At 39.1% G+C, this 21,861-nt stretch carries 22 protein-coding genes and 1 other annotated feature; of the genes, 17 read left to right on the top strand and 5 right to left on the bottom strand.

Annotation, left to right across the window (positions count from 1 at the left end):
* The first annotated feature begins 38 nt into the window (after window positions 1-38).
* Both CJZ72_RS04435 and CJZ72_RS04430 read left to right on the top strand, forming a co-directional pair.
* Window positions 39-1,232, top strand: coding sequence for an MFS transporter (locus CJZ72_RS04435; protein WP_095443650.1), 1,194 nt, complete (start codon window positions 39-41; stop codon window positions 1,230-1,232).
* 117 nt (window positions 1,233-1,349) lie between these two features.
* On the top strand, window positions 1,350-1,661 hold the full coding sequence (locus CJZ72_RS04430; RefSeq protein WP_081135289.1) for a hypothetical protein: 312 nt from the start codon (window positions 1,350-1,352) through the stop codon (window positions 1,659-1,661).
* Between the two features lie 545 nt (window positions 1,662-2,206).
* Here CJZ72_RS04430 and CJZ72_RS04425 read toward each other — a convergent pair.
* The 3 genes from CJZ72_RS04425 to proB all read right to left on the bottom strand — a co-directional run bounded on the left by CJZ72_RS04425 (window position 2,207) and on the right by proB (window position 4,696).
* Window positions 2,207-2,551, bottom strand: coding sequence for a hypothetical protein (locus tag CJZ72_RS04425; protein WP_005876910.1), 345 nt, complete (start codon window positions 2,549-2,551; stop codon window positions 2,207-2,209).
* A gap of 97 nt (window positions 2,552-2,648) precedes the next feature.
* On the bottom strand, window positions 2,649-3,893 hold the full coding sequence (locus CJZ72_RS04420; RefSeq protein ID WP_081135686.1) for a glutamate-5-semialdehyde dehydrogenase: 1,245 nt from the start codon (window positions 3,891-3,893) through the stop codon (window positions 2,649-2,651).
* Window positions 3,890-4,696 (bottom strand): glutamate 5-kinase, encoded by an 807-nt coding sequence (gene proB / locus CJZ72_RS04415; RefSeq protein ID WP_005876906.1) that lies wholly within the window; start codon window positions 4,694-4,696, stop codon window positions 3,890-3,892. The genes CJZ72_RS04420 and proB overlap by 4 nt, the downstream gene beginning before the upstream one ends.
* A 206-nt stretch (window positions 4,697-4,902) precedes the next feature.
* Here proB and CJZ72_RS04410 point away from each other — a divergent pair, with 206 nt between their 5' ends.
* The 12 genes from CJZ72_RS04410 to CJZ72_RS04355 all read left to right on the top strand — a co-directional run bounded on the left by CJZ72_RS04410 (window position 4,903) and on the right by CJZ72_RS04355 (window position 15,323).
* Window positions 4,903-5,436 carry a dCTP deaminase/dUTPase family protein gene (locus CJZ72_RS04410; RefSeq protein WP_081135688.1) on the top strand — a complete coding sequence of 178 codons (534 nt, stop codon included), beginning with the start codon at window positions 4,903-4,905 and terminating at the stop codon, window positions 5,434-5,436.
* Window positions 5,437-5,483: 47 nt separating this feature from the next.
* The gene (radA, locus tag CJZ72_RS04405) at window positions 5,484-6,854 is read left to right on the top strand and encodes a DNA repair protein RadA (protein ID WP_005876903.1); all 1,371 of its coding nucleotides are present in this window, start codon (window positions 5,484-5,486) and stop codon (window positions 6,852-6,854) included.
* Between the two features lie 36 nt (window positions 6,855-6,890).
* Complete coding sequence (locus CJZ72_RS04400) at window positions 6,891-8,036, top strand: PIN/TRAM domain-containing protein (RefSeq protein ID WP_005876901.1); 1,146 nt, start codon at window positions 6,891-6,893, stop codon at window positions 8,034-8,036.
* Window positions 8,037-8,271: 235 nt separating this feature from the next.
* Window positions 8,272-9,732 (top strand): glutamate--tRNA ligase, encoded by a 1,461-nt coding sequence (gene gltX / locus CJZ72_RS04395; protein ID WP_005876899.1) that lies wholly within the window; start codon window positions 8,272-8,274, stop codon window positions 9,730-9,732.
* Window positions 9,729-9,971 (top strand) — a binding site (T-box leader). (Overlaps the previous gene by 4 nt.)
* 82 nt (window positions 9,972-10,053) lie before the next feature.
* Entirely contained in the window at window positions 10,054-10,590 is a 537-nt protein-coding gene (gene epsC, locus CJZ72_RS04390; protein WP_081135691.1) for a serine O-acetyltransferase EpsC, read from the top strand.
* A complete protein-coding gene (cysS, locus tag CJZ72_RS04385; RefSeq protein WP_081135693.1) occupies window positions 10,587-11,999 on the top strand; it encodes a cysteine--tRNA ligase in 1,413 nt (470 codons plus the stop codon). The genes epsC and cysS overlap by 4 nt, the downstream gene beginning before the upstream one ends.
* A complete protein-coding gene (locus CJZ72_RS04380) occupies window positions 11,996-12,391 on the top strand; it encodes a Mini-ribonuclease 3 (RefSeq protein WP_005876893.1) in 396 nt (131 codons plus the stop codon). The genes cysS and CJZ72_RS04380 overlap by 4 nt, the downstream gene beginning before the upstream one ends.
* The gene (gene rlmB, locus CJZ72_RS04375) at window positions 12,384-13,247 is read left to right on the top strand and encodes a 23S rRNA (guanosine(2251)-2'-O)-methyltransferase RlmB (protein ID WP_081135696.1); all 864 of its coding nucleotides are present in this window, start codon (window positions 12,384-12,386) and stop codon (window positions 13,245-13,247) included. Before CJZ72_RS04380 ends, rlmB begins: the two co-directional genes overlap by 8 nt.
* Before the next feature lie 3 nt (window positions 13,248-13,250).
* Window positions 13,251-13,781 (top strand): NYN domain-containing protein, encoded by a 531-nt coding sequence (locus CJZ72_RS04370; RefSeq protein WP_005876890.1) that lies wholly within the window; start codon window positions 13,251-13,253, stop codon window positions 13,779-13,781.
* A 76-nt stretch (window positions 13,782-13,857) separates the two neighbouring features.
* Entirely contained in the window at window positions 13,858-14,436 is a 579-nt protein-coding gene (locus CJZ72_RS04365; protein WP_005875103.1) for an RNA polymerase sigma factor, read from the top strand.
* 113 nt (window positions 14,437-14,549) lie between these two features.
* Window positions 14,550-14,795 carry a Veg family protein gene (locus CJZ72_RS04360; protein WP_005875105.1) on the top strand — a complete coding sequence of 82 codons (246 nt, stop codon included), beginning with the start codon at window positions 14,550-14,552 and terminating at the stop codon, window positions 14,793-14,795.
* Between the two features lie 93 nt (window positions 14,796-14,888).
* Window positions 14,889-15,323 (top strand): GNAT family N-acetyltransferase, encoded by a 435-nt coding sequence (locus CJZ72_RS04355; protein ID WP_081135701.1) that lies wholly within the window; start codon window positions 14,889-14,891, stop codon window positions 15,321-15,323.
* 122 nt (window positions 15,324-15,445) lie between these two features.
* Here CJZ72_RS04355 and mscL read toward each other — a convergent pair whose 3' ends face one another.
* On the bottom strand, window positions 15,446-15,919 hold the full coding sequence (gene mscL, locus CJZ72_RS04350) for a large conductance mechanosensitive channel protein MscL (RefSeq protein WP_081135704.1): 474 nt from the start codon (window positions 15,917-15,919) through the stop codon (window positions 15,446-15,448).
* A gap of 218 nt (window positions 15,920-16,137) precedes the next feature.
* On the opposite strand from mscL, the gene yfmF reads away from it, so the two are divergent.
* From yfmF to CJZ72_RS04335, 3 genes are all read left to right on the top strand, one after another.
* Entirely contained in the window at window positions 16,138-17,406 is a 1,269-nt protein-coding gene (gene yfmF / locus CJZ72_RS04345; protein WP_081135706.1) for an EF-P 5-aminopentanol modification-associated protein YfmF, read from the top strand.
* Window positions 17,399-18,688: an EF-P 5-aminopentanol modification-associated protein YfmH gene (gene yfmH / locus CJZ72_RS04340; RefSeq protein ID WP_081135709.1), complete on the top strand. Its 1,290-nt coding sequence runs from the start codon at window positions 17,399-17,401 to the stop codon at window positions 18,686-18,688. The genes yfmF and yfmH overlap by 8 nt, the downstream gene beginning before the upstream one ends.
* Window positions 18,689-18,923: 235 nt before the next feature.
* On the top strand, window positions 18,924-19,811 hold the full coding sequence (locus tag CJZ72_RS04335; RefSeq protein ID WP_095443649.1) for a RodZ domain-containing protein: 888 nt from the start codon (window positions 18,924-18,926) through the stop codon (window positions 19,809-19,811).
* A gap of 219 nt (window positions 19,812-20,030) precedes the next feature.
* On the opposite strand, the gene CJZ72_RS04330 is transcribed toward CJZ72_RS04335, so the two are convergent.
* Window positions 20,031-21,326 (bottom strand): ISL3 family transposase, encoded by a 1,296-nt coding sequence (locus CJZ72_RS04330; RefSeq protein WP_095443582.1) that lies wholly within the window; start codon window positions 21,324-21,326, stop codon window positions 20,031-20,033.
* Window positions 21,327-21,861: the final 535 nt, after the last annotated feature.

Below are 21,861 nucleotides of genomic sequence, written 5' to 3'. Positions count from 1 at the left end.
AAAATAAATCATGTATGATGCTATATAGAAAGAAAGGAATGGGAAACTTGGAGAATCAATTAGAAATAAGTGAACAAACAAAAGGAAAAAATTCGGCACTTGTCGTAGCTGCTACATGCATGATTTCATTTATGGGGGTCGGTCTGGTCGATCCGATCTTGAAGACAATAGCTGCACAATTAGATGCCACACCTGCTCAAACGACGTTATTATTTACTAGTTATATGCTTGTTACTGGAGTAGTTATGCTATTTACGGGCTTTTTATCAAGTCGTATTGGTTTGAAAAAAACGTTGATGGCGGGATTAATTATCATTGTTATATTTGCTGGACTTGGTGGATTATCTAATAATATCAATACGTTGATTGGTTTGCGTGCCGGTTGGGGTGTCGGAAATGCATTATTTGTTTCAACCGCACTAGCAACGATTGTTAGTATCTTGGTGGGGAATACAGAAAAAGCGATCATGATGTATGAAGCTGCTTTGGGTTGCGGAATGGCAGTCGGTCCCTTAGTTGGTGGTATTTTAGGAAGTGGTTCATGGCGTTATCCATTTTATGGAGTAGCAACTTTGATGTTTTTAGGATTTATTGCACTAGCATTTCTTTTACCAGAAGCTGAAAAGCCAAAAACAAAAGTTGGCTTTTGGGAAGGCGTGAAAGCATTAAGCAACCATAAGTTACGCTCCGTTGGTTTGATTGCTTTATTATACAATTTTGGATTTTTTACGTTATTGGCTTATGCACCTTTCTTATTGGTAGGCTATAGCGAATTAGAAGTCGGTTTTGTTTTCTTTGGCTGGGGTGTGTTATTAGCGATTGCTTCTATTTTCGTTGCACCAGCACTAGAAAAGAAATTCACGACTTACCGCACGATTTTAGTTGCTTTTATTTTCTTCATCATTTGTTTGGCATTATTGGGAGCAGGTGCGTCGTTCCAAGTACTTGTACCAATCAGTATTGTTCTTTCTGGTTTTTTCCAAGGGATCATCAATACGTTGCTAACAACGATTGCAATGGAAATACCTGGGTTGCAACGAAACGTTGCTTCTTCAAGTTATAGCTTTGTTCGTTTCTTTGGTGGGGCACTGGCTCCGTTTATTGCCGGTGAGATTGGTGAAAAAATGGGAGAAAGCTATGCGTTTTATTTTGCGGCAATCATTGTGGTGATCAGCGTAGTGTGTATCATTTATCATCGCAACTATTTTGTCACAAGTGAAGGGGAAGAATAAGTTTGATAGGATCTTGCTTTTTGCGTAAATACGCAAAAAAGGCAAGGTCTTTTTTTACTTTACTGGAAAGTCGAGCAGTTATGAGATACAATCCAGGGGAGAAAGGGAGGGGAAAACATGTTAGAAGAGTATTTTAAAGAAGTTGGCCTAACGTATATTGAGCTTCCTATTGAATTGGTAGATGGCCGTCCTGTGTATCAAGGCTATCTAAAAGAACTACCGACACTTAACGCAACTGGCGAGTCGAGAAAAGTGATGCAGCAGAAATTGGCGAAATTATACCAAGCCTATCGTGAACAATTGCTTGCTGAAGTGGAAGAAGAAAAAGAAAAAACGATGAATTTGTCGATGGATGAACTTTTGCGCTATTACGATGGGGAAACATTTGATGGTTTTGCTATTTTGGACCATGAAGGTGAAAGTTATTAATAATAGATTGTAAAAATATGCTAAGAATATTGGGTAAAGAATATTTTTGAGAAGACTGTAAGAGAAGCTAGAACTAGAACAGAAGTGTTTTGTTTCAAGGGGGAATCTTCGGAAATTGCTTTTCAAATTTGTTCGGATGTAGGTATATTTCGAAAGTGCTACTTCTGCCTCGCCGTTTGTTCATGAAAGAATGTGGGACAAATCTAAAAATCAATTTTTCTACAGACTCTCGAATAAACAGCGTCCAAAAGTCAGGTTTTTCGGAAATCTCAAAAAAAAAACGAGTGTGGGACAAAAGTAAGAAACACTTTTGTCTCATTCTTTAAAAACGAATAAACGGTGGGAGCAGAAGCAACTCCTTCGGAAATAAGCCGAAATTCACAAAAATTTGAAAAGCAATTTTCGTGAATTTCTTCTTATTTCTCGGAGTTAAACACTTCTGTCCCAACCTCATTTTTTCTTCAATTTCTCAAATCTAACCGACTTTTGTCTCGATCTCTTTTCTTAATTGATAAAATGACTGATTTTCTTACTGTTTGTATCCATTATTTGAATCGATTGGTAAGGTTACTCTTATTTAATTGGTATTTATACGAAAGATGGAAGATACCTGCAATCAGTAAAGTGATCGTATAAGCAATCGATTGGTTAAAAGCAAAAGTGTAATTGAGTATAGCTAGGGCACTTAAAGCAATCATATAACTGAGGTATAAGCGCCGAACCATTCCTTTTGGACCAATTCGTTGCAGATAATTACTCCACTTTGCTTGCGCATTTCGCAAGCTTCTTTTTTTAAACTGGAAAAAAAGAGCTAAAAGGCCAACACCTAAAAAAGCAGAGAGATTCAAGGAAACGATATAAACAAAGAAAATTTTTAGAATTTCAAACATAGTGGGACCTTTCTAAATAAAATTTTCAACATACATACTAAAAAGAAGATTTAGCATAGTTTATTTTGAAGCACGTAAATGTTTCGTGTGAAACAATTTAACGGATTTGACCATCTCCATAAATGACATATTTGGTGGAAGTCAATTCATTCAACCCCATTGGGCCACGCGCATGTAGTTTCTGTGTGGAAATGCCGATTTCTGCACCAAAGCCGAAGACAGCGCCATCTGTGAAGCGAGTAGAGGCATTGACATAGACAGCGGCGGCGTCAACTTCATTTAAAAAGCGTTGGCTGGCTTGGTAACTGTCTGTGACGATGGCTTCAGAATGCTTCGTATTATGCTGATTGATATGTGTGATTGCATCATCTAAGGAATCAACCACTTTTATTGCTAAAATATAATCCAGATATTCGGTATCCCAATCACTTTCTTCTGCTAGCGTAGCGGTTTCTAGGTAGTCCATAGCCCGAGCATCTGCGCGCAGGGAAACGCCATGTTCAACGAGTTCTTTTTCAATGACTGGTAAAAAGAAAGGTGCAATTTCTGAATGGATCAGTAAGGTTTCTGCTGCATTGCATACCGAAGGACGAGAGGCCTTGGCGTTGACAATGATCTCAACCGCCATAGACAATTGGGCATCCTTATCGATATAGACATGGTTGTTTCCTGTGCCTGTTTCAATAATCGGTACTGTTGCTTGTTCTTTGACGCGACGGATCAAATTTGCACCACCACGAGGAATCAAAACATCCAAGTAGTCGGTTAATTTCATCAATTGTTCTGCTGTTTCATGTGACGTGTCATCAACAAATTGGATGGCATAAGGGGATTGTCCAGCGCTCACTAATGTTTGTTGCAGTAATTGAACCAACAACTGATTTGAGGAGAAGGCTTCTTTTCCACCACGTAGGATGACCGCATTTCCTGATTTAAAACCCAAGCTGGCTGCATCAGTAGTGACGTTTGGTCGGGATTCATAGATGATCCCGATGACACCAAGTGGCACTCGTTTTTTCCCAATCAAGAGACCATCAGCATTGGTCCACATTTGATCTACTTTTCCAATAGGATCATCTAATTGGGCGACTTTGTTCATTTCTTCTGCCATTGCATGGATTCGTTCCGGTGTTAGACGTAAGCGATCTAGCATCGTTTCGTTGATGCCATTTTCTTCAGCTTGTGCTAAATCTTTCTGGTTGGCTTCTAACAGTGCGCCTTGATTTTTTTTGATCGTCAACGCCATTTGTTTCAATAGAGAATTTTTTTGCTCAGTACTCATCAATGCGAGTGTATGGGCACTTTTCTTTGCATCTTTTCCAAGTTGGTTTAAATCAGTCATGACTGTTCCTCCTTAAATAGTGTGCCAATTTCTTTTCCAGCTAATAGGTCAAAAATGATCTTAGGATCTTTTCCATTTGCCAAGATCATCGTGCTTTGTGCTTCAAAAATACGTAGGGCGGCTTTTAATTTACTATGCATGCCGCCAGTTCCAAAGGTCGAACCTGCACCACCAGCTTGTTCCATTAGTGTATTATCGATTGCCGTAACAGTTTGGTACATTTTAGCATTGGGATTGACTGTCGGATTATCTGAATAAAAGCCATCGATATCGGATAAGACGATCAATAAGTCCGCATTGATCAGTTTTGTAACAATGGCAGACAATTGGTCGTTGTCGCCGAATTTTGTTAAGTGATCTAATTCATCGACGGCTACAGTATCATTCTCATTAACGATCGGGATCGTGCCCATCGCTAATAACTGCTCCAACGTATTTACAACATTCTTTCTGCTTTCCGGAAAATCGATCACATCTCTAGTAACTAAGATTTGGGCAGTTTGCTGATTGTAGACAGTAAAACGCTGATTGTAGATGTTCATTAATTCAGCTTGACCGATTGCCGCTATGGCTTGTTGTTCAGGAATGGTAGCAGGGCGAGTCGAGCGATTCATTTTATGCATCCCGACACCTACAGCACCAGAAGAGACTAAGACGACCTCTTTTCCACGATTATGCAGATCAGATAGAACAAATGCAAGTTGATCGATGGCAGCTAGATTGATTGTCCCATTAGGATAGATCAACGTACTTGTTCCGACTTTAATAACAATTCGATTGGCTTTGATAACTTCTTTTCGCATGTGACACCTCTATAATTATTTACACTGATAGATTTCGTTCTATTCTACTTGTTTTGTACCATAAAGTCATGTTAAAAATCTAATTTTTTCAGTAGAAATGGTGATTTTCTTCAGCATAACAGAATTTCATGAAGAATTTTTAAAGAAGAGCTTTTGTTCCAATGAATATGTTAAAATAAAAATAGTTTATTCTGGGAGGAAATTCGGTGAAAAAAAGAGGATTTGAAGTTATATCAACTTATGCAGAGCAACAAATAAACTTGCCAAAAAGAGCCACACATCATGCTGCAGGCTATGATTTTGAAGCGGCAGAAGAAATTGTGATCCCAAGTGTATGGAAAGCGGGACTAAAGCAAGGAATGGCAGCAATGACTGAGGTATTGAAAAATAACATGGTGGCAGACGAAGAGAAAAAAATCAAACCCGTACTCGTGCCAACGGGTATCAAGGCATACATGGGGGAAGAGGAGTTCTTACAGTTAGCGAACCGTTCAAGTAATCCGTTAAAACGCTTTTTGATCTTGACCAATGGTGTGGGTGTGATCGACAGTGACTATTACAACAATGAAGCAAATGAAGGACATATCATGTTCCAGTTCACCAACTTCGGCTTCAAAGATGTAGTCATCAAAAAAGGTGAGCGGATTGGTCAAGGAATCTTTCTACCGTTCTTAAAAGCAGATCAAGATCAGACGGAAAATGCGCGTCAAGGCGGTTTTGGTTCATCCAACCAACATTGATTTAAGGTAGAGTTAAATTTAAAAAGATAATTTAAGGAGGCGAGACGATGGCAAAAAAAGCAAAAGTGCAATTTGTCTGTCAGAACTGTGGGTATGTTTCGCCTAAATTTTTAGGGCGATGCCCGAATTGTGGAAAATGGAATACGATGGTGGAAGAAATTGAGCAGGATACTAGCGACCGCAGAACTAGGACGAGCTTAACTGGTGAAAAAGCGAAGCCAACTAAAATTGCGGAAGTCATCCCCAAAAAAGAATCACGGGTAAAAACGAAACTTGCTGAATTGAATCGAGTATTAGGCGGCGGTGTTGTTCCAGGATCAATGATCTTGATCGGTGGAGATCCAGGTATCGGGAAATCGACGTTGTTATTACAAGTTTCACAACAACTTGCAGACATTGGTGGTAAAGTATTGTATGTATCTGGTGAAGAAAGTGCTGAGCAAATCAAGCTACGTGCGGAACGTCTAGGATCGATCGACACGGAATTTTATTTATACGCAGAAACAGATATGAATGAGATCAGCCGAGCAATTGAACAAATCTCTCCTGATTATGTCATTATTGATTCCATCCAAACAATGACACAACCGGATATCACGAGTGTAGCAGGTAGCGTGAGTCAAGTGCGGGAAACGACTGCAGAATTATTAAAAATTGCCAAAACGAACGGTATCGCTATTTTTATCGTTGGACATGTCACAAAAGAAGGGTCGATTGCAGGTCCAAGAATGCTCGAACACATGGTAGATACGGTTCTTTATTTCGAAGGAGAACAACACCATAGTTTCCGTATTTTAAGAGCGGTGAAGAATCGATTTGGTTCGACAAATGAAATTGGTATTTTTGAGATGCACGAGCATGGATTGGAGGAAGTGGCGAATCCTTCTCAGATTTTCTTAGAAGAGCGCTTAGAAGGCGCAACCGGTTCAGCCATCGTGGTGGCGATGGAAGGCACTCGTCCTATTTTAGTAGAGATCCAAGCACTTGTGACACCCACGATGTTCGGAAACGCAAAACGAACAACGACTGGCTTAGATTTTAACCGAGTCTCACTGATCATGGCTGTCCTAGAAAAAAGAGCAGGCTTATTGTTGCAGAATCAAGATGCTTACTTAAAAGCGGCTGGTGGGGTAAAATTAAATGAGCCGGCCATTGATTTAGCTATTGCGATCAGTATTGCTTCGAGTTACAAAGAAAAAGGAACACAGCCAACAGAATGCTTTATTGGCGAAATCGGTTTGACTGGTGAGATCAGACGGGTAAGTCATATTGAGCAGAGGGTCAAAGAAGTACAGAAATTAGGATTTACAAAAGTGTATCTGCCAAAAAATAATCTTGGCGGATGGCAACCGCCTCAGGGAATCGAAGTAGTGGGCGTAGCCACATTAGCTGAAACATTAAAACGTGTGTTTCGCTAAAATCAAAAATCAAATGAATGAAATGGAGGAACGAATATGCAAAAACGTGTCATCACCTTGTTGATGGTCATTGTCGGCGCAAGCTTAGGGATTTCCTTTTTACCTACGGCTTGGCAGACAGTTGGTCAACAATCAAATGGATGGCTGAATAATACATTTACCAATAGCCTGTTAGGCGCACTTATTTTCTTTCTATTATCTTTGCTATTGGCAAAACATATTTCAGCTGTAATCAAACAGATCGAAGAAAAATTAAGTGAAGTGAGCTTGACCTATCTCTTATTTGGAGCGATCGGGGCAATCATCGGGTTAACATTAGGTGTGATTATTTCAACGCCACTGTACAATACGAATATACCAGTTGTTAATAGTGTCTTGCCGATCTTATTGATGGTCATTTTAGGCTATCTAGGCTTGAGAATGGGGACGACTCGGATCGATGAGTGGAAAAAAATCTTTGGGCCCCGAAATAAAAAAACGGAACAAGAAACAGCTAGCGAGGTAGAAAGTCAGCTATTAGAACGCAAACAAGGTGAAAACTTCCATAAATACAAAATCTTGGATACCAGCGTGATCATTGATGGACGAATCTATGACATCACGAAAACGGGCTTTTTAGAAGGCACATTGATGATCCCGAATTTTGTCTTGTATGAATTACAATATATTGCCGATTCAGGAGATAGCTTGAAGCGAGTACGTGGACGTCGCGGGTTAGATATTTTGAATGCTTTGCAAAAAGAAGAAGGAATATCTGTTGAAATGTATGATGGGGACTTCGAAGATATCACAGAAGTGGATAGTAAATTAATCAAATTAGCTAAATTACTAGACGGTGTGATCGTAACCAATGACTATAACTTGAACAAAGTCTCTGAATTTCAAAATGTCCCAGTTTTGAACATCAATGCGTTAGCAAATGCAGTTAAACCTGTTGTGATCCCAGGGGAAAACATGAATGTATTGGTAGTTAAGGCAGGAACTGAACGTCAGCAAGGAGTAGCTTATCTTGATGATGGTACGATGGTCGTTGTTGAAGACGGGCAGCATTATATGAATGAACACATTGAGGTCGTTGTAACGAGTGCGTTGCAAACTGCGGCTGGTCGAATGATTTTTGCTAAGCCAGCTCATGCTGGACGCGGGATCGACAACAAAAAAGAAACAGAAAAAAGTAAATAAGCAAAAATAATCGATAAAAATAGCCAACTGGTAAGGAATTTCAACCAGTTGGCTTTACTATTTACCTTATAAAAGGTAAAATTTGGCTGAGTGGCTTTTATTTTTTGTCGAAAAGCCTATAAAGAATTATGGAACAATTAAATGAAATAGCCTCTTGCTAAATCGTTTTGTTCATTTGTTCGTAAATGAATCAGCCCATAGCTCTTAAAGACTAGTTTGAAAGAAGAGGAAGAAAATGACGAAAGTACGCGTACGCTATGCACCAAGTCCAACCGGGCACTTGCATATTGGGAATGCTCGAACAGCATTATTCAATTATTTGTTTGCCCGCCACAATGATGGAGATTTTATTATTCGTATCGAGGATACAGACCAAAAACGAAACATTGAAGACGGTGAAAAAAGCCAGTTGGAAAATCTAGCTTGGTTAGGGATGGATTGGGATGAATCTCCTGAAAATCCTGGAGAATATGGTCCGTATCGTCAATCAGAAAGAAAAGAAATCTATCAGCCTCTAATTGATCAATTACTTGCAAGCAATCGTGCTTACAAGTGCTATTGTACAGAAGAAGAATTAGAAGCAGAACGTGAAGCACAACGCGCACGAGGAGAAATGCCACATTACGCTGGTACTTGTGCCAACCTTACACCTGAAGAACAAGCAAAAAAAGAAGCTCAAGGTTTAGAACCTGTAATTCGTTTCCGTGTTCCTCGTAACACAGAATACAAATTCACGGACATGGTCAAAGGCGATATCTCATTTGAATCAGATAATATCGGTGGCGACTACGTGATCCAAAAACGTGATGGCATGCCTACTTACAACTTCGCTGTAGCGGTAGATGACCATTTGATGAAGATCACACATGTTTTGCGTGGAGACGATCATATTGCGAACACACCAAAACAATTGATGGTCTATGAAGCGTTTGGCTGGACACCACCAACTTTTGGCCACATGACCTTGATCATCAATACAGAAACAGGGAAAAAACTAAGTAAGCGTGATGAATCGATCCTTCAATTCATCGAACAATATCGTGAACTAGGCTACTTACCAGATGCAATGTTCAACTTTATTGCTTTATTGGGGTGGTCACCAGTTGGAGAAGATGAACTATTCAACCAAGCAGATTTGATCAAAATGTTTGATCCAAACCGTTTGAGTAAGTCTCCAGCAGCGTTCGATGCTAAGAAACTACAATGGGTCAATAACCATTACATCAAAGAAATGGATTTAGATAAGCTAACAGATATGTGTCTTCCTTATTTGATTGCTGACGGACGTGTTCAAGAAAATCCTGATGAAAAAACAATCGAATGGGTGAAAAAGATCGTTAGTCTGTATCAACCTCAAATGAGTTATGCAGCTGAAATCGTGGATATGTCTGCATTGTTCTTCAATGAACATCCTGTATTGAATGATGCAGCGAAAGAAGTATTGGCTGGCGAAACAGTTCCAACCGTTCTGACAGCTTTCAAAGCGCAATTAGAACAAATGGAAGTGGTGGATGCACCAACAGTCAAAGCTGCAATCAAAGCAGTTCAAAAAGAAACAGGTGTGAAAGGGAAAAATCTATTCATGCCAATTCGTGTCGCTGTTTCTGGACAAATGCATGGTCCAGAATTACCAGAAACGATCGAATTGCTTGGACGTGAAAAATCCTTAGCACATTTAAATCAAGTTATAGATTAAACACGTTGAACAGAAAGAAGTAGGTAATCGTTGATTTCAAGAGAGGCGACGGCTGGTGAAAGTCGCTAATCAATTTTTACTGAAATGCCTCTGGGAGTGGTCTTGACGAACATTGAATCAGAAGAGTTTTTCGCTTCTTTCAGTAAGGTAGTCAGGGACGTAAACGCGAACGTTATCCGTCAAAGGTAATCGTGTTTGATTATAAAGAAAAGTGGAACCACGCAAGTAGCGTCTTTTAATAAGGAAACTTATTTAAAGGCGCTTATTTGTTTTTCCAAAAGAAAATACATACACACAAAGTGAAGGAAGGAGTGACAACAGATGGGGTGGTTTACCCGTGCCGTAGAGGCAGCCAAGAAAAATGATCCAGCTGCACGTTCGACTTTAGAAGTAGTATTGACTTATCCAGGCTTCCACGCATTGTTTTGGCACCGAGTCTCTCACTACTTATATGAGCATCGACTTTATTTACTGGCAAAAATCAACGCACAATTCTGGCGTTTCATAACAGGGATCGAAATACATCCTGGTGCAAAAATTGGACGAGGTGTGTTTATTGACCACGGGATGGGCATCGTGATCGGCGAAACAGCAGAAGTGGCTGATGACGTGGTCCTTTTCCATGGGGTTACTTTAGGTGGTACTGGAAAAGAGACAGGAAAGAGACATCCAACCATCAAACAAGGTGCGATGCTTTCTGCGAATGCGCAGATATTGGGGCCGGTCACTATCGGTAAGAATGCCAAAATCGGCGCAGGAGCAGTCGTTTTGAAAGATATTCCAGATGATGCAACAGCTGTTGGTATCCCTGCAAAAGTGGTACGGATCAAAGGTGAAAAAGTGAGGAGATCAGAATGATAAAGATTTATAATACATTAACTAGAAAAAAAGAACTATTTACACCAATCAACGAAGGGAAAGTGGGGATGTATGTCTGCGGACCGACAGTATATAACTACATCCATATCGGCAATGCACGTAGTACGATTGCTTTTGACACGATCCGTCGTTATTTTGAGTATCGAGGCTATCAAGTCGACTATATCTCCAATTTTACAGATGTCGATGATAAGATCATCCGTGTGGCAAATGAGTTAGGCGTGACAGCGCCAGAAGTAGCCGATCGTTTTATCCAGGCGTTTGAAGAAGACACGCAAGCATTGAATGTGGAGCCAGCGACACTCCATCCCCGTGTGATGGACCACATGCCTGATATTATCTCATTCATCCAAACGCTTGTTGAAAAAGGATATGGGTACGAAGCAAATGGGGATGTCTATTACCGTACAAGAAAATTCACATCTTACGGAAAACTAAGTGACCAATCCATTGATGAATTAGAGATCGGTGCAAGTCAACGTACTGGAGAAGAGCAAAGTCAAAAAGAAGACCCTCTTGATTTTGCCCTTTGGAAAAAAGCGAAAAATGGAGAGATCTCTTGGGATTCCCCATGGGGCAAAGGACGTCCAGGCTGGCATATCGAGTGCTCTGTCATGGCAACAAAACATCTTGGTGATACAATTGATATCCATGGTGGTGGACAAGATTTAGAATTCCCTCATCATGAAAATGAAATTGCACAAAGTGAAGCAAAAACAGGCAAGAAATTTGCCAATTATTGGATGCACAATGGCTTCGTGACGATCGGTGAAGAAGACCAAAAAATGAGTAAGTCACTAGGCAACTTCATTACAGTACATGAACTGATCCAGACAGTTGATCCGCAAGTAATCCGTTTCTTCATGGCAACTACCCAATATCGTCGACCGATTCGTTACAGTGAGATGACAATGAAAGAAGCAGCGACGAACTTACAACGGTTAAGAAATACGTTCGATAATGTTCAATTCCGTTTGCCAACGGCTATAGGACATTCAGAAGCAGATGCGCATCTTTTAGTGGAATTAGACCAGATCGAGCAGCGTTTCATTGAAGAAATGGATGATGACTTCAATTCAGCTAACGGAATCACTGTAGTATATGAATTAGCGAAATGGTTGAATACGTACTTAGAAAAGAGCGAAGTTTCTGCTGCAGTATTAGAAAAAGGAAAAGCTTTATTTACACAATGGCTATCGATCTTTGGTATTTTATTTACCTCCGTTGAATTATTGGATGAAGAAATCGAACAGTTGATTGAAGAACGGACACAAGCAAGAAAAAATCGTGATTTTGCCCGTAGTGATGAAATCAGAGACTTATTAAAAGAAAAGGGGATCTTGCTTGATGATACACCGCAAGGGACTCGTTGGAGAAGAGAAGCATGAAAGATTATACACAATTAAATGGACTAGCCTTAGCTTATGTAGGCGATGCTATCTATGAAATCTATGTCAGAGATTACTTGGTCGAGCAAGGAGAAACCAAGCCCAATAAACTCCACCGCGCAGCTACAAGCTATGTTTCAGCGAATGCGCAAGCTTATTTGATCAAAAAAATGTTAGAAGAACAGTTAATGACGGCAGAAGAGGAAATCTACTACCGTAGAGGAAGAAATGCCAAAAGTCACACAAGTGCGAAAAATGCAGATATTGCTACTTATCGGATTGCAACAGGTTTTGAAGCATTGATGGGGTATTTGCATTTAACAAAACAAACAGAACGAATGGAAGAATTGATTCGTTGGTGTATCCAGAAAGTCGGTGAAAAAAATGAGTAGAGAAAAAAACGAGCGCAACTACACAAAACGCAATAAAAAAAATCAACAAAAGTCACCTAAATTTGTACAGAATAAAGCAAGCAGACCCGAGTCAGTGATGAAATCAGCAGAAGAGGAATCACTAGAAGATAATTTTATTTTTGGGCATCATGCGTCGGTTGAAGCTTTACAACAAGGACGTGGCAACAAGTTGTTCCTTCAAGAAGACGCCCATGGAGAAAAAATCGATGAGCTAAAAACAATTGCTAAAGAGCAGTCAGTTCCAGTTAAATGGGTACCAAAGCAAAAATTGGATACTTTGAGTGATCATGGTGTACATCAAGGGATCGTTCTAGCCATCACGCCTTATGAGTATCTTTCACTGGATCAATTACTGATACAGGCAAAGGAGAAGACAGAAACGCCGTTCTTCTTGATTTTAGATAGTATTGAAGATCCACATAATTTTGGATCTATATTACGAACAGCAGATGCTAGTGGAGTAGATGGAGTAATCATTCCAAAGCATCGTGCAGTAGGAATCACCCCTATCGTAACAAAAACCTCTACAGGAGCTGTCGAACACGTGCCAGTTGCCAGAGTGACAAATCTTGTTCAAACGGTCCAACAGCTCAAAGAAGAAGGATTCTGGGTATTTGGTACCGATATGGATGGAACAAACTTCCAAAAATGGAATGCGCAAGGTTCAATTGCATTAGTCATTGGTAATGAAGGACGCGGCATGAGTCCAGGTCTAAAAAAAGAGATGGACGAGCTATTGACGATCCCGATGGTTGGACACGTACAAAGTTTGAACGCCAGTGTCGCAGCAGGTCTTTTGATGTACCAAGCTTTCTCTCAACGACAGGGGGAATAAGCGATGAAAAAACAGCTGTTGATCGTAGATGGATATAACATGATCGGCTCTTGGCCTGAGTTAGTGGCACTAAAAAAACAAGATAAAATGGCGGATGCCAGAGAAGCGCTCCTTCACCGATTATCTAATTACGCAAAATATGAAGGAATCGAAGTAATTATTGTTTTTGATGCACAACTAGTTCCAGGTATCCAACAAAATTACAAAAAATATCAGCTAGAGGTAGTATTCACAAAAGAAGATGAAACTGCGGATAGCTATATCGAACGAATCGCAGGCAAACTAAATGATCGATTGACCCAAGTGACAGTGGCTACCAGCGACTTGGCAGAACAATGGATGATTTTTTCGCAAGGTGCTCTACGAACATCTGCATATGAGTTGTATAAAACGATCAAGAAGACGGAAAAAAATATAGCTCAAGATAATATAAATATGCGTTTTGTGGATTTTCGTCGGAACTCTCCTTGGAATGACGAACAATTAGCAAAACTGTCCCAAAAGTTAGACGATTTAATGCGAAAAGATAAATAACATTGTTATATAGCCAATTACCACGTGAATTGATGATAAGATTCCTCCATAATCGAATGTATGGAGGAATTATTTTATGTCTGAGGAGTTATTGCATGCCGCACGTAACGGTGATGAGGAAGCATTTGCTACCCTGTATCAAAAATATTTTCCACTTTTATTGCGTTTAAAGAATATGTATTATTTACGGAATTACGTTTATGAAGATTGGGAACAAGAAGCAAGGATAGCTTTGTACCAAGCTTTGAAAACTTATGAAAATAACAAGGGTGTTAGTTTTGGGAGCTATTATAAAAGTATTATCAGTAATCAGATCTATTCATTATTGAGAAAGCAAAATGCGTTGAAACGCAGAGATCAAAAAGATGAGATTTCGATTGATCAAAAAATCGAGACGGAAGGTCCAGATTTTTTAGCTGAGATCACGATGCAAGAACCGTTAGCAGTCCAGCATTTGTTGCTGCATGAAGCGATTGAAGACTGCCACATCAAATTTTCAAAAAAGGAAGCAAAAATATTCTATTACTATATGCAGGGAGCAGATTTTACGGAAATGGCAGAAGCGCTTTCTATGGATATCAAACAAGTAAAAAGTGCATACAGTCGAGTGAAATTTAAAATAAAACAACATTTAAAAAAATATAATGAGGAATAATTCATCAAATTATTAATGTTATTTTTATTTGTTTTTATTGCTTTTCTTTTTTTTGTATGGTAAACTTGAAAATTTTTAAAACGTGTGGTATACTGGTAAATGAGGTGAACTGTATGCCAACAACTTTAGCTACAATCAAAAAAGATTTAGAAGGTCGTATCGGCAGCCCGATCATGCTGGTTGCTCAGACAGGAAGAAAGCGTCAAACAGAACGCCGAGGCGTTTTAACAGAAACCTATCCTTCAGTATTCGTTGTTGATTTGGATCCTGAAGAAAATTCTTTTGAACGAGTATCGTATAGTTACTCTGATGTACTTACTCGAACAGTCGAAATCGAATTTTTAACTGAAGCAGTTTAAAAAGCAAGCGAGCCTAATGTCGTATCAGGTTCGTTTGCTTTTTTGTTGATAAATCGGTATGCTGATGAAAAAGCAAAGTCGGAGGTAGGTCACATGAAGTATCACGTTAAACCATTTTCTGAGTTGAATACGGAAGAGTTTTATGCCATCGTCAAAGAGCGGATCGCTGTTTTTGTTGTTGAGCAAAACTGTCCATACCAAGAAGTCGATGAGATTGATGAACACGCATGGCACACCTATTTTAAAGATGATGGTGGCAAGATTTCAGCGTATACAAGGGTCTATGAAGCACAAGATGCTATTCATTTTGGGCGGGTATTAGTGAATAAGGAGCATCGTAAAGAAGGCTTGGGGCGAAAAATCCTTCAACAAACGATCGCATTTATTCAAGAGAAGTATCCAAATCAGCCAATCGTTATTGGTGCACAAGTATATCTTCGTTCTTTTTATGAATCATTTGGATTCGAAGCAATCTCTGATGTTTACTTAGAAGATGACATTCCCCATATTGATATGAAGCTTGGATGATCGAGCATTTCGCAACCTAAAAAATGGGAACAGAAGTGGGCATTTCTGCTCCCATCATTTATTCATGTTTAGAGACGGAGGTAAAAGTAAGGAATACTTTTGCCTCCGTCTCTTTTTATACATTATACTTCTGTCTTTTCGTTGCTAGTATCTACAGCTGCTTGTGCTGTAGGACGCCCGTTGTTTTCTGCTGTTTGTTGAGCAAGTAAGTCGCGGATATCGCTAAGATAATCTTCCGCTGTTGGTGTTGCAGGAACTTCCTCTTCTTCTTTGGTAGAACGTAGATTTTTCGCATGATTTGCTGCTTTTACAACTAAGAATAAGATGAAGCCGGTAATGATAAATGTAATGATTGCACTGATGACGTCACCAAAAGCGAAGGTAACTCCTTTAGTAGGTGACCAGTCTAAAATAGACAACGCCCCCTCTAAATCAGATGTGCCAGTGATCATTGCGACTACCCAACCAACAAGGGGAGTAATCAATCCTTGCACGATCTGATTGACGATACTGGTAAATGCACTACCAATAACAACCCCGACAGCTAAATCTAATACGTCTCCACGCATGATAAACTCTTTGAATTCTTTAATCATAATTTTCCTCCTCTCTTTTAATCTTAGTATAACGAAGAATAAAAAAATATAAAAACAACACGCATTTGTTGTAGAAGTCTTTAGTTAAAACACTTCTATGCTATACTATAAAGTGACTCTTAGATGCTGAAAAAGAGATTGACAGCAGAGCGTGCATATCAAATAATGCGCTAAATAAATCATGCAGGGGAACGGACTGCAAAAAAGGGGACTTTATTATGACATATCAACTAGCAGAGGGTGTCAACCTCCATGTGCTGCAAACAAAACAATATAAAACGGTTCGTATCTTTGTCCGATTCACAACACGTTTAGCAAAAGAAACCTTGACCAAACGCTCACTTTTGAGTAGCTTATTGGAAACAAACAGTCTGAATTATCCAGATCAAACACAACTCAGTGCCAAACTAGCAGATCTTTACGGGGCTAGCTTTGGATTATCTGTGAGAAAAAAAGGCAATCTTCACTGGCTGAATGCTGGAATCAGTTTCGTCAACGGCAAGTATGTGAATGATTCCGAAATTTTCAATGAAGCAGTGGACTTTCTAAAAGAAGTACTGTTTTATCCAAATATCAAGGAACAAAAATTCGATCAATTGACATTTGATCTGGAAAAAAACAATTTAAAACTTTATCTAGAAAGTCTGAACGAAGACAAACAAACCATGGCCTCACTGGCTCTGCAAGAATTGTACTTTGAACAGTCTGATGCTCAAAAAATCCCGAGTTTTGGGACAATTGAAGATCTAGAAGAATTGACTGCGGAAAGTTTGGCAACTTATTACCAAGAAATGATAGCAAACGATCAAGTCGATATCTTTGTCGTCGGGGATGTTTCGGAAGAGGAAGTTAAAGTAGCGTTAGAAAAATTACCTTTCACAGGTAGAACTTACGCACATCCAGAGATTTATTACACTCAGCCAAAAGTAAACATTATCAAGGAACGACAAATCCAAGAGCCTGTCGTACAGGCAAAGCTAAATCTTGCTTATCAAACGGGCATTTATTACGACCAACCAGAGCGTTTTTCGTTGATGGTGTTCAATGGCTTATTTGGTGGATTTCCCCACTCTAAACTATTCATGAATGTTCGAGAAAAAGAAAGTTTAGCTTACTATGCTTCAAGCAGTGTCGACACTTTTCGTGGATTTATGAGTGTACAAACAGGGATCGATGGAAAAAACCGCAATCAAGTGTTACGTTTGATCCATGAACAACTAGAAAGTTTACGCAATGGTGAGGTAACGGAGCTTGAATTAGCCCAAACGAAAGCCATGCTAAGGAATCAATACTTGTTGTCCCTCGATGCACCACAGGCTACGATCGAAACAGCTTATTTAGATAACTGGTTACCAGAAACACAATTGACAGATGATGAATGGTTGAGCCGAATGGAAAACGTGACAATCCATGATATCCAAAATGTTGCGCAAAAAATCGAATTGCAAGCTATATTCTTTTTGGATGGAGGAATGACAAATGAATAAAACTGAATACCCTCAAATCAATGAAACACTCTATCATGAGGTACTGCCTAATGGTTTGACTGTTTATTTATTACCGAAAAAAGAGTACCACAAGACCTATGGACTATTTAGTACGAATTATGGCTCGATCGACAATGAATTTGTTCCATATGGCAAGTCAGAAAAAATAAAAGTTCCTGATGGGATCGCTCATTTCTTAGAACATAAATTATTTGAAAAAGAAGATGGCGATGTCTTTCAACTATTTGGACAACAAGGAGCTTCTGCGAATGCTTTTACAAGCTTTACAAAAACGAGCTATTTGTTTTCAACGACTGATCAGGTGGAAAAAAATCTCACTACTTTATTAGATTTCGTTCAAGCACCGTATTTTACGGAAGAAACAGTCAATAAAGAAAAAGGAATCATTGGCCAAGAAATCCAAATGTATGAAGATGATCCAAATTGGCGTTTGTTTTTTGGGATTTTGAATAATCTTTATCCCAATCACCCATTGCACATTGATATTGCAGGTACGGTAGAAAGTATCGATAAAATTTCAGCTGATGATCTGTATACTTGTTACCATACATTTTATCAACCAAGTAATATGGTCTTATTTGTTGTGGGGAATTTAGAACCAGAACAGTTGATGTCAGTTATCCGAACGAATCAATCAGCAAAAGATTTTCCACCAGCACAACCGATCCAACGGTATTTTCCTGAGAATACACACGAGATCATTGCAAAAAGTGAGCTAGAAGCAGCTGTGAATCGAAATAAATTTGTTTTAGGAATAAAAGGGTTAGATATTTTGCCACAAGAAGGAAGCAAATTGCTTCGGTATAAAACAGCTATCAACTTGTTATTCCAACTTTTATTAGGAAATACTTCACAAAATTATTTGAAAATGTATAATGAAGGACTGATCGACGACAGCTTTGGTTTTGAATTCACGTTGGATCGCGAATTTCATTTTGCCGATTTTAGCGGAGATACAGATCAACCAGAAGAAGTGGCGAAACAAGTCAAACAACTTATTCTAAACTTCGAGAATGATCCAGAAATTACTACAGAAAACTTAACACTGCTTAAGAAGAAAATGCTGGGACAATATTTCCAATCATTGAATTCAATCGAGTATATTGCCAATCAATTCACGCAAAGTCTCTTTGGAGAGCAAACGCTATTTGATCTACCTCAAATCATTGACTCTATTCAATTGGAAGATGTCCTACAGGTTGGTCGAACATTCATCAATAATAAAGCATTTAGTGAGTTTTACATGCAGCCAAAAAAATAAGAGGGAAAGTTAAAAAATTTCACATCTAACTCTTAAATTTCACTATAGAGTTAGGTGAAAGCTACCCTAGAATTGTCTGATTTGTGGTATTCTTTAGATAGATAGCCCAATCAGATGATTTCTATTGGGCAATAAGTCCTTGCTATTCTTTTGTTAGAATGGCAGACAACCAGTTTTTAAGGGACAACTGATTTGTAGAACTGGTTAGAATAAAAAGACTGGAGAAGATGAACGAGTGGCTTTTGAAACCATCGGGGAAAAATTAAGGCAAGCCCGCTTAAATAAAAAAATATCTTTAGATGAATTACAACAAATTACTAAAATCCAAAAACGCTACCTAGAAGCAATCGACAATGATGATTTTGATCAATTGCCTGGGAAGTTTTATGTTCGTGCATTTATTCGACAGTATGCCGAGGCAGTAGGAGAAGACGGAGATCATTTAGTTGATGTATTTGATGGAAAAAGCAAACTATCAGCTGGAACGATCGTCGAGCGTCCAGAACCTGAAACAGTAAATGGCTCTAGAAAAGCAATGCATCAAGAAGAATCACATCCTAGTAAATTTTGGACAAGTCTGCCGGTCATTTTATTGGGATTGGTCGCGTTAGCAATCATTGTAGTTGTTGGTTATATGACATGGCAAGATCGCCAAGCAGATCCTATCATTGGAGGAAGTGCTTCCTCTGTGACTGTGGATGGTTCAGTAGAACAAACCACATCGTCTACGAAAGAAAGTACTCAAGCTTCTTCAACAGTTGAATCAACGACTGAGTCAACAGTTGAAGAGAAAAAAATGGCTATTACAGCTGGACAAGATACAGGAAGTGCTATTGCAGTATCCATTACCGATGCTACTAAGCCTGTGACGCTTGAATTCACCGCAGCAAATCGAGTGTGGATTGGCGTGATGGTGGACAATGCGTATGTTTATCAAGGCACACTAGCAGCGAATGAAACGCAAAGCACGCAGTTGCCAGAAACGGCCACGAACGCGACGATCACATTAGGGGCAGCAAGTAATGCCACGATCAAAGCGAATGGCGAAGTCGTACCTGTCAATCCGGGAGAGAATAACCGGAGTCCAAAAAATGTCACCCTCGCTTTGCAATATAAGGAATAGGTTTCAGAACTGTTCTTGATAGATGGTGGCATGAAAACAGTAAAGTGAACAAAGACTTTAGAAATGAGAGCGATTCACGATAGGTGTTTCTCAAATTTTTGAGAATTCGGTTCATTTTTTCGAAGCAATTGTTTGGCTCTTTGTCAAATGATGTTGGTAAAGAGAAATCTTAGAATAATTTGGACAGAACAGAAAGAAGAAACCCTCTTTCTGTTCTGTTTATTTGGTTAAAAATGTTTTGCCATGACGAATCATGATCCGTAGTTTGAAATTGTAAAAGTTGCGAAAGCCGTACGCATTGCGTTTTAATACTTTGATGTGGTTGTTTAAACATTCTAATGGTCCGTTTGAATAGCTGTAGTGAAGCGCATTTTGGATCTGTGGCAGAAAATTTTTAAACGTTCGTAAAGTGGTTGTATAGGTTTCAGGCAGACCGCTAATGTCTCTAGTTAAACAATCCTCAAATAGTGACTGATCTCTTTTCTTTACCGCATAAAGAATGTCTTGGTATAACTGATAGCCTTGGCGTAAGTTGGGACAAGCAGCTAACAGTCGATCGACAATCTCACTTTCAGTCAAATAATCTTTAAAACTGGCACGCCAAACCCGTTTTTCATAGTTTAACTTTGCTTCTTCTTTTTGTAGGAGTTTCCAATAACGTTTCATTTTTTTCCCTAGTCCTCGTTGAGACTGAGAAGATCCTTTAAGTCGTACAGTGGTTTCTTTCACTCGGTGATTCAAGAAAGTTCTGCCAATATGTTGGACGATGTGGAAACGGTCGATGATCAACTGAGCATTCGGGAAAAGCTTTTTCACCAACGAAACATAAGGCGCATACATATCAATAACAATCAATTGAACGGCTTCACGAGTCGCTAATGAAAACCGAGAAAAATAGCGTTCTAAATAAGGCAAGCGTCGATTTTCGACAATATCCAATAATGCATGGCTTTGTCCGTCCATCATGATAAAACTCATTGCACTGGCAACACTTCGAACCGATTTGAATTCATCAAAGCATAAGACCTTTGGCAAAGTCTGTTTGAAAGGATTCAATGGGCGGTAGAATCGCTTCATGACACGATAGACCGAAGAAGTGGAAATATTTTTCTGACGAGCGATTTCCGTCATGGAAGTATTCTCTTTTAAGCGAGCAATAACAGACCAACGAACTTTTTGAGTAATGAAACAGTGTTTTTCAGCAACAGAGGTATCCGCTACGAATGTTCTTTGGCAAGACTTACATTTAAATCGTTGTTTCTTCAACTCCAGATAAGTGCGATACTCAGACACATCATTCAGTAACAACCGAACGGTTGTCGTCCCCCAACGAATGATCCTAGAGGGGACGACACAAAGACAATGGGGACACTCTTCTGGCTTGTACAGAAGAGTTCCTTTGTAAATCAAGCAAATTTGCCCTTTATATTTTTCTTTAGTTAAACAATTTTCCTCGAAATAGATATTTAGGTCTAGAATATTTAGGGTATCTTTGATAAGCTGAGTATGAGACATCTTGAATCCTCCTATGAATTGGTAGCCAAATTAATTCTAAAGGATTTCAGGGTGTCTTTTCTATATTTTTTTATACAAAAAAGATGTTGGCGAAGTTCACCAACATCAAAAAGTATAGAGCCAATTGTTTCTACCGCTTACTCAAATTTAGAGGATGAGATAAAAGTGATTTTTACTTTTGTTTCATCCTTTTTTTGTCGGATAATCTGAACGGCTTTTTCACAACCCTATCCACGGTGTTCAAAAGCCAACTCCTTGAAATAAGTCTTAATTTTTCAAAACATGGAGAGCTGTTTCGAAAAATTCATACTTATTGTCGGCGGAGCTGAACGGCTTTTTCACAACCTTATTCACGGTGTTCAAAGAGCTGACCTTCAACAATAAGTCGAAAAATCTCAAAATATGGAAAGCTATTTCGAGATTTTCCTCCTTATTGCTAAGGTCAAAGCGCTCTTTTCACAACCTTCTATAAAAACTAAACAATATCGGTGGAAAGTTTAGATAGAGTCACGTAGAATAGGGAGGAAAGGAGTCG

Source organism: Enterococcus durans, from assembly GCF_002277935.1.
Taxonomy (GTDB): Bacteria; Bacillota; Bacilli; order Lactobacillales; family Enterococcaceae; genus Enterococcus_B; species Enterococcus_B durans.
This window is presented reverse-complemented; position numbering and strand designations above follow the sequence as displayed.

Coding starts and splice junctions, on each gene's coding strand:
- CJZ72_RS04330 (WP_095443582.1), bottom strand. CDS start 21,326: ATGTCTCATACTCAGCTTATCAAAGATACCCTAAATATTCTAGACCTA.
- rlmB (WP_081135696.1), top strand. CDS start 12,384: ATGAGTAGAGAAAAAAACGAGCGCAACTACACAAAACGCAATAAAAAA.
- epsC (WP_081135691.1), top strand. CDS start 10,054: ATGGGGTGGTTTACCCGTGCCGTAGAGGCAGCCAAGAAAAATGATCCA.
- proB (WP_005876906.1), bottom strand. CDS start 4,696: ATGCGAAAAGAAGTTATCAAAGCCAATCGAATTGTTATTAAAGTCGGA.
- CJZ72_RS04420 (WP_081135686.1), bottom strand. CDS start 3,893: ATGACTGATTTAAACCAACTTGGAAAAGATGCAAAGAAAAGTGCCCAT.
- mscL (WP_081135704.1), bottom strand. CDS start 15,919: ATGATTAAAGAATTCAAAGAGTTTATCATGCGTGGAGACGTATTAGAT.
- CJZ72_RS04380 (WP_005876893.1), top strand. CDS start 11,996: ATGAAAGATTATACACAATTAAATGGACTAGCCTTAGCTTATGTAGGC.
- CJZ72_RS04425 (WP_005876910.1), bottom strand. CDS start 2,551: ATGTTTGAAATTCTAAAAATTTTCTTTGTTTATATCGTTTCCTTGAAT.
- yfmF (WP_081135706.1), top strand. CDS start 16,138: ATGACATATCAACTAGCAGAGGGTGTCAACCTCCATGTGCTGCAAACA.
- radA (WP_005876903.1), top strand. CDS start 5,484: ATGGCAAAAAAAGCAAAAGTGCAATTTGTCTGTCAGAACTGTGGGTAT.
- CJZ72_RS04360 (WP_005875105.1), top strand. CDS start 14,550: ATGCCAACAACTTTAGCTACAATCAAAAAAGATTTAGAAGGTCGTATC.
- CJZ72_RS04355 (WP_081135701.1), top strand. CDS start 14,889: ATGAAGTATCACGTTAAACCATTTTCTGAGTTGAATACGGAAGAGTTT.
- CJZ72_RS04430 (WP_081135289.1), top strand. CDS start 1,350: ATGTTAGAAGAGTATTTTAAAGAAGTTGGCCTAACGTATATTGAGCTT.
- gltX (WP_005876899.1), top strand. CDS start 8,272: ATGACGAAAGTACGCGTACGCTATGCACCAAGTCCAACCGGGCACTTG.
- cysS (WP_081135693.1), top strand. CDS start 10,587: ATGATAAAGATTTATAATACATTAACTAGAAAAAAAGAACTATTTACA.
- CJZ72_RS04435 (WP_095443650.1), top strand. CDS start 39: ATGGGAAACTTGGAGAATCAATTAGAAATAAGTGAACAAACAAAAGGA.
- CJZ72_RS04365 (WP_005875103.1), top strand. CDS start 13,858: ATGTCTGAGGAGTTATTGCATGCCGCACGTAACGGTGATGAGGAAGCA.
- yfmH (WP_081135709.1), top strand. CDS start 17,399: ATGAATAAAACTGAATACCCTCAAATCAATGAAACACTCTATCATGAG.
- CJZ72_RS04400 (WP_005876901.1), top strand. CDS start 6,891: ATGCAAAAACGTGTCATCACCTTGTTGATGGTCATTGTCGGCGCAAGC.
- CJZ72_RS04370 (WP_005876890.1), top strand. CDS start 13,251: ATGAAAAAACAGCTGTTGATCGTAGATGGATATAACATGATCGGCTCT.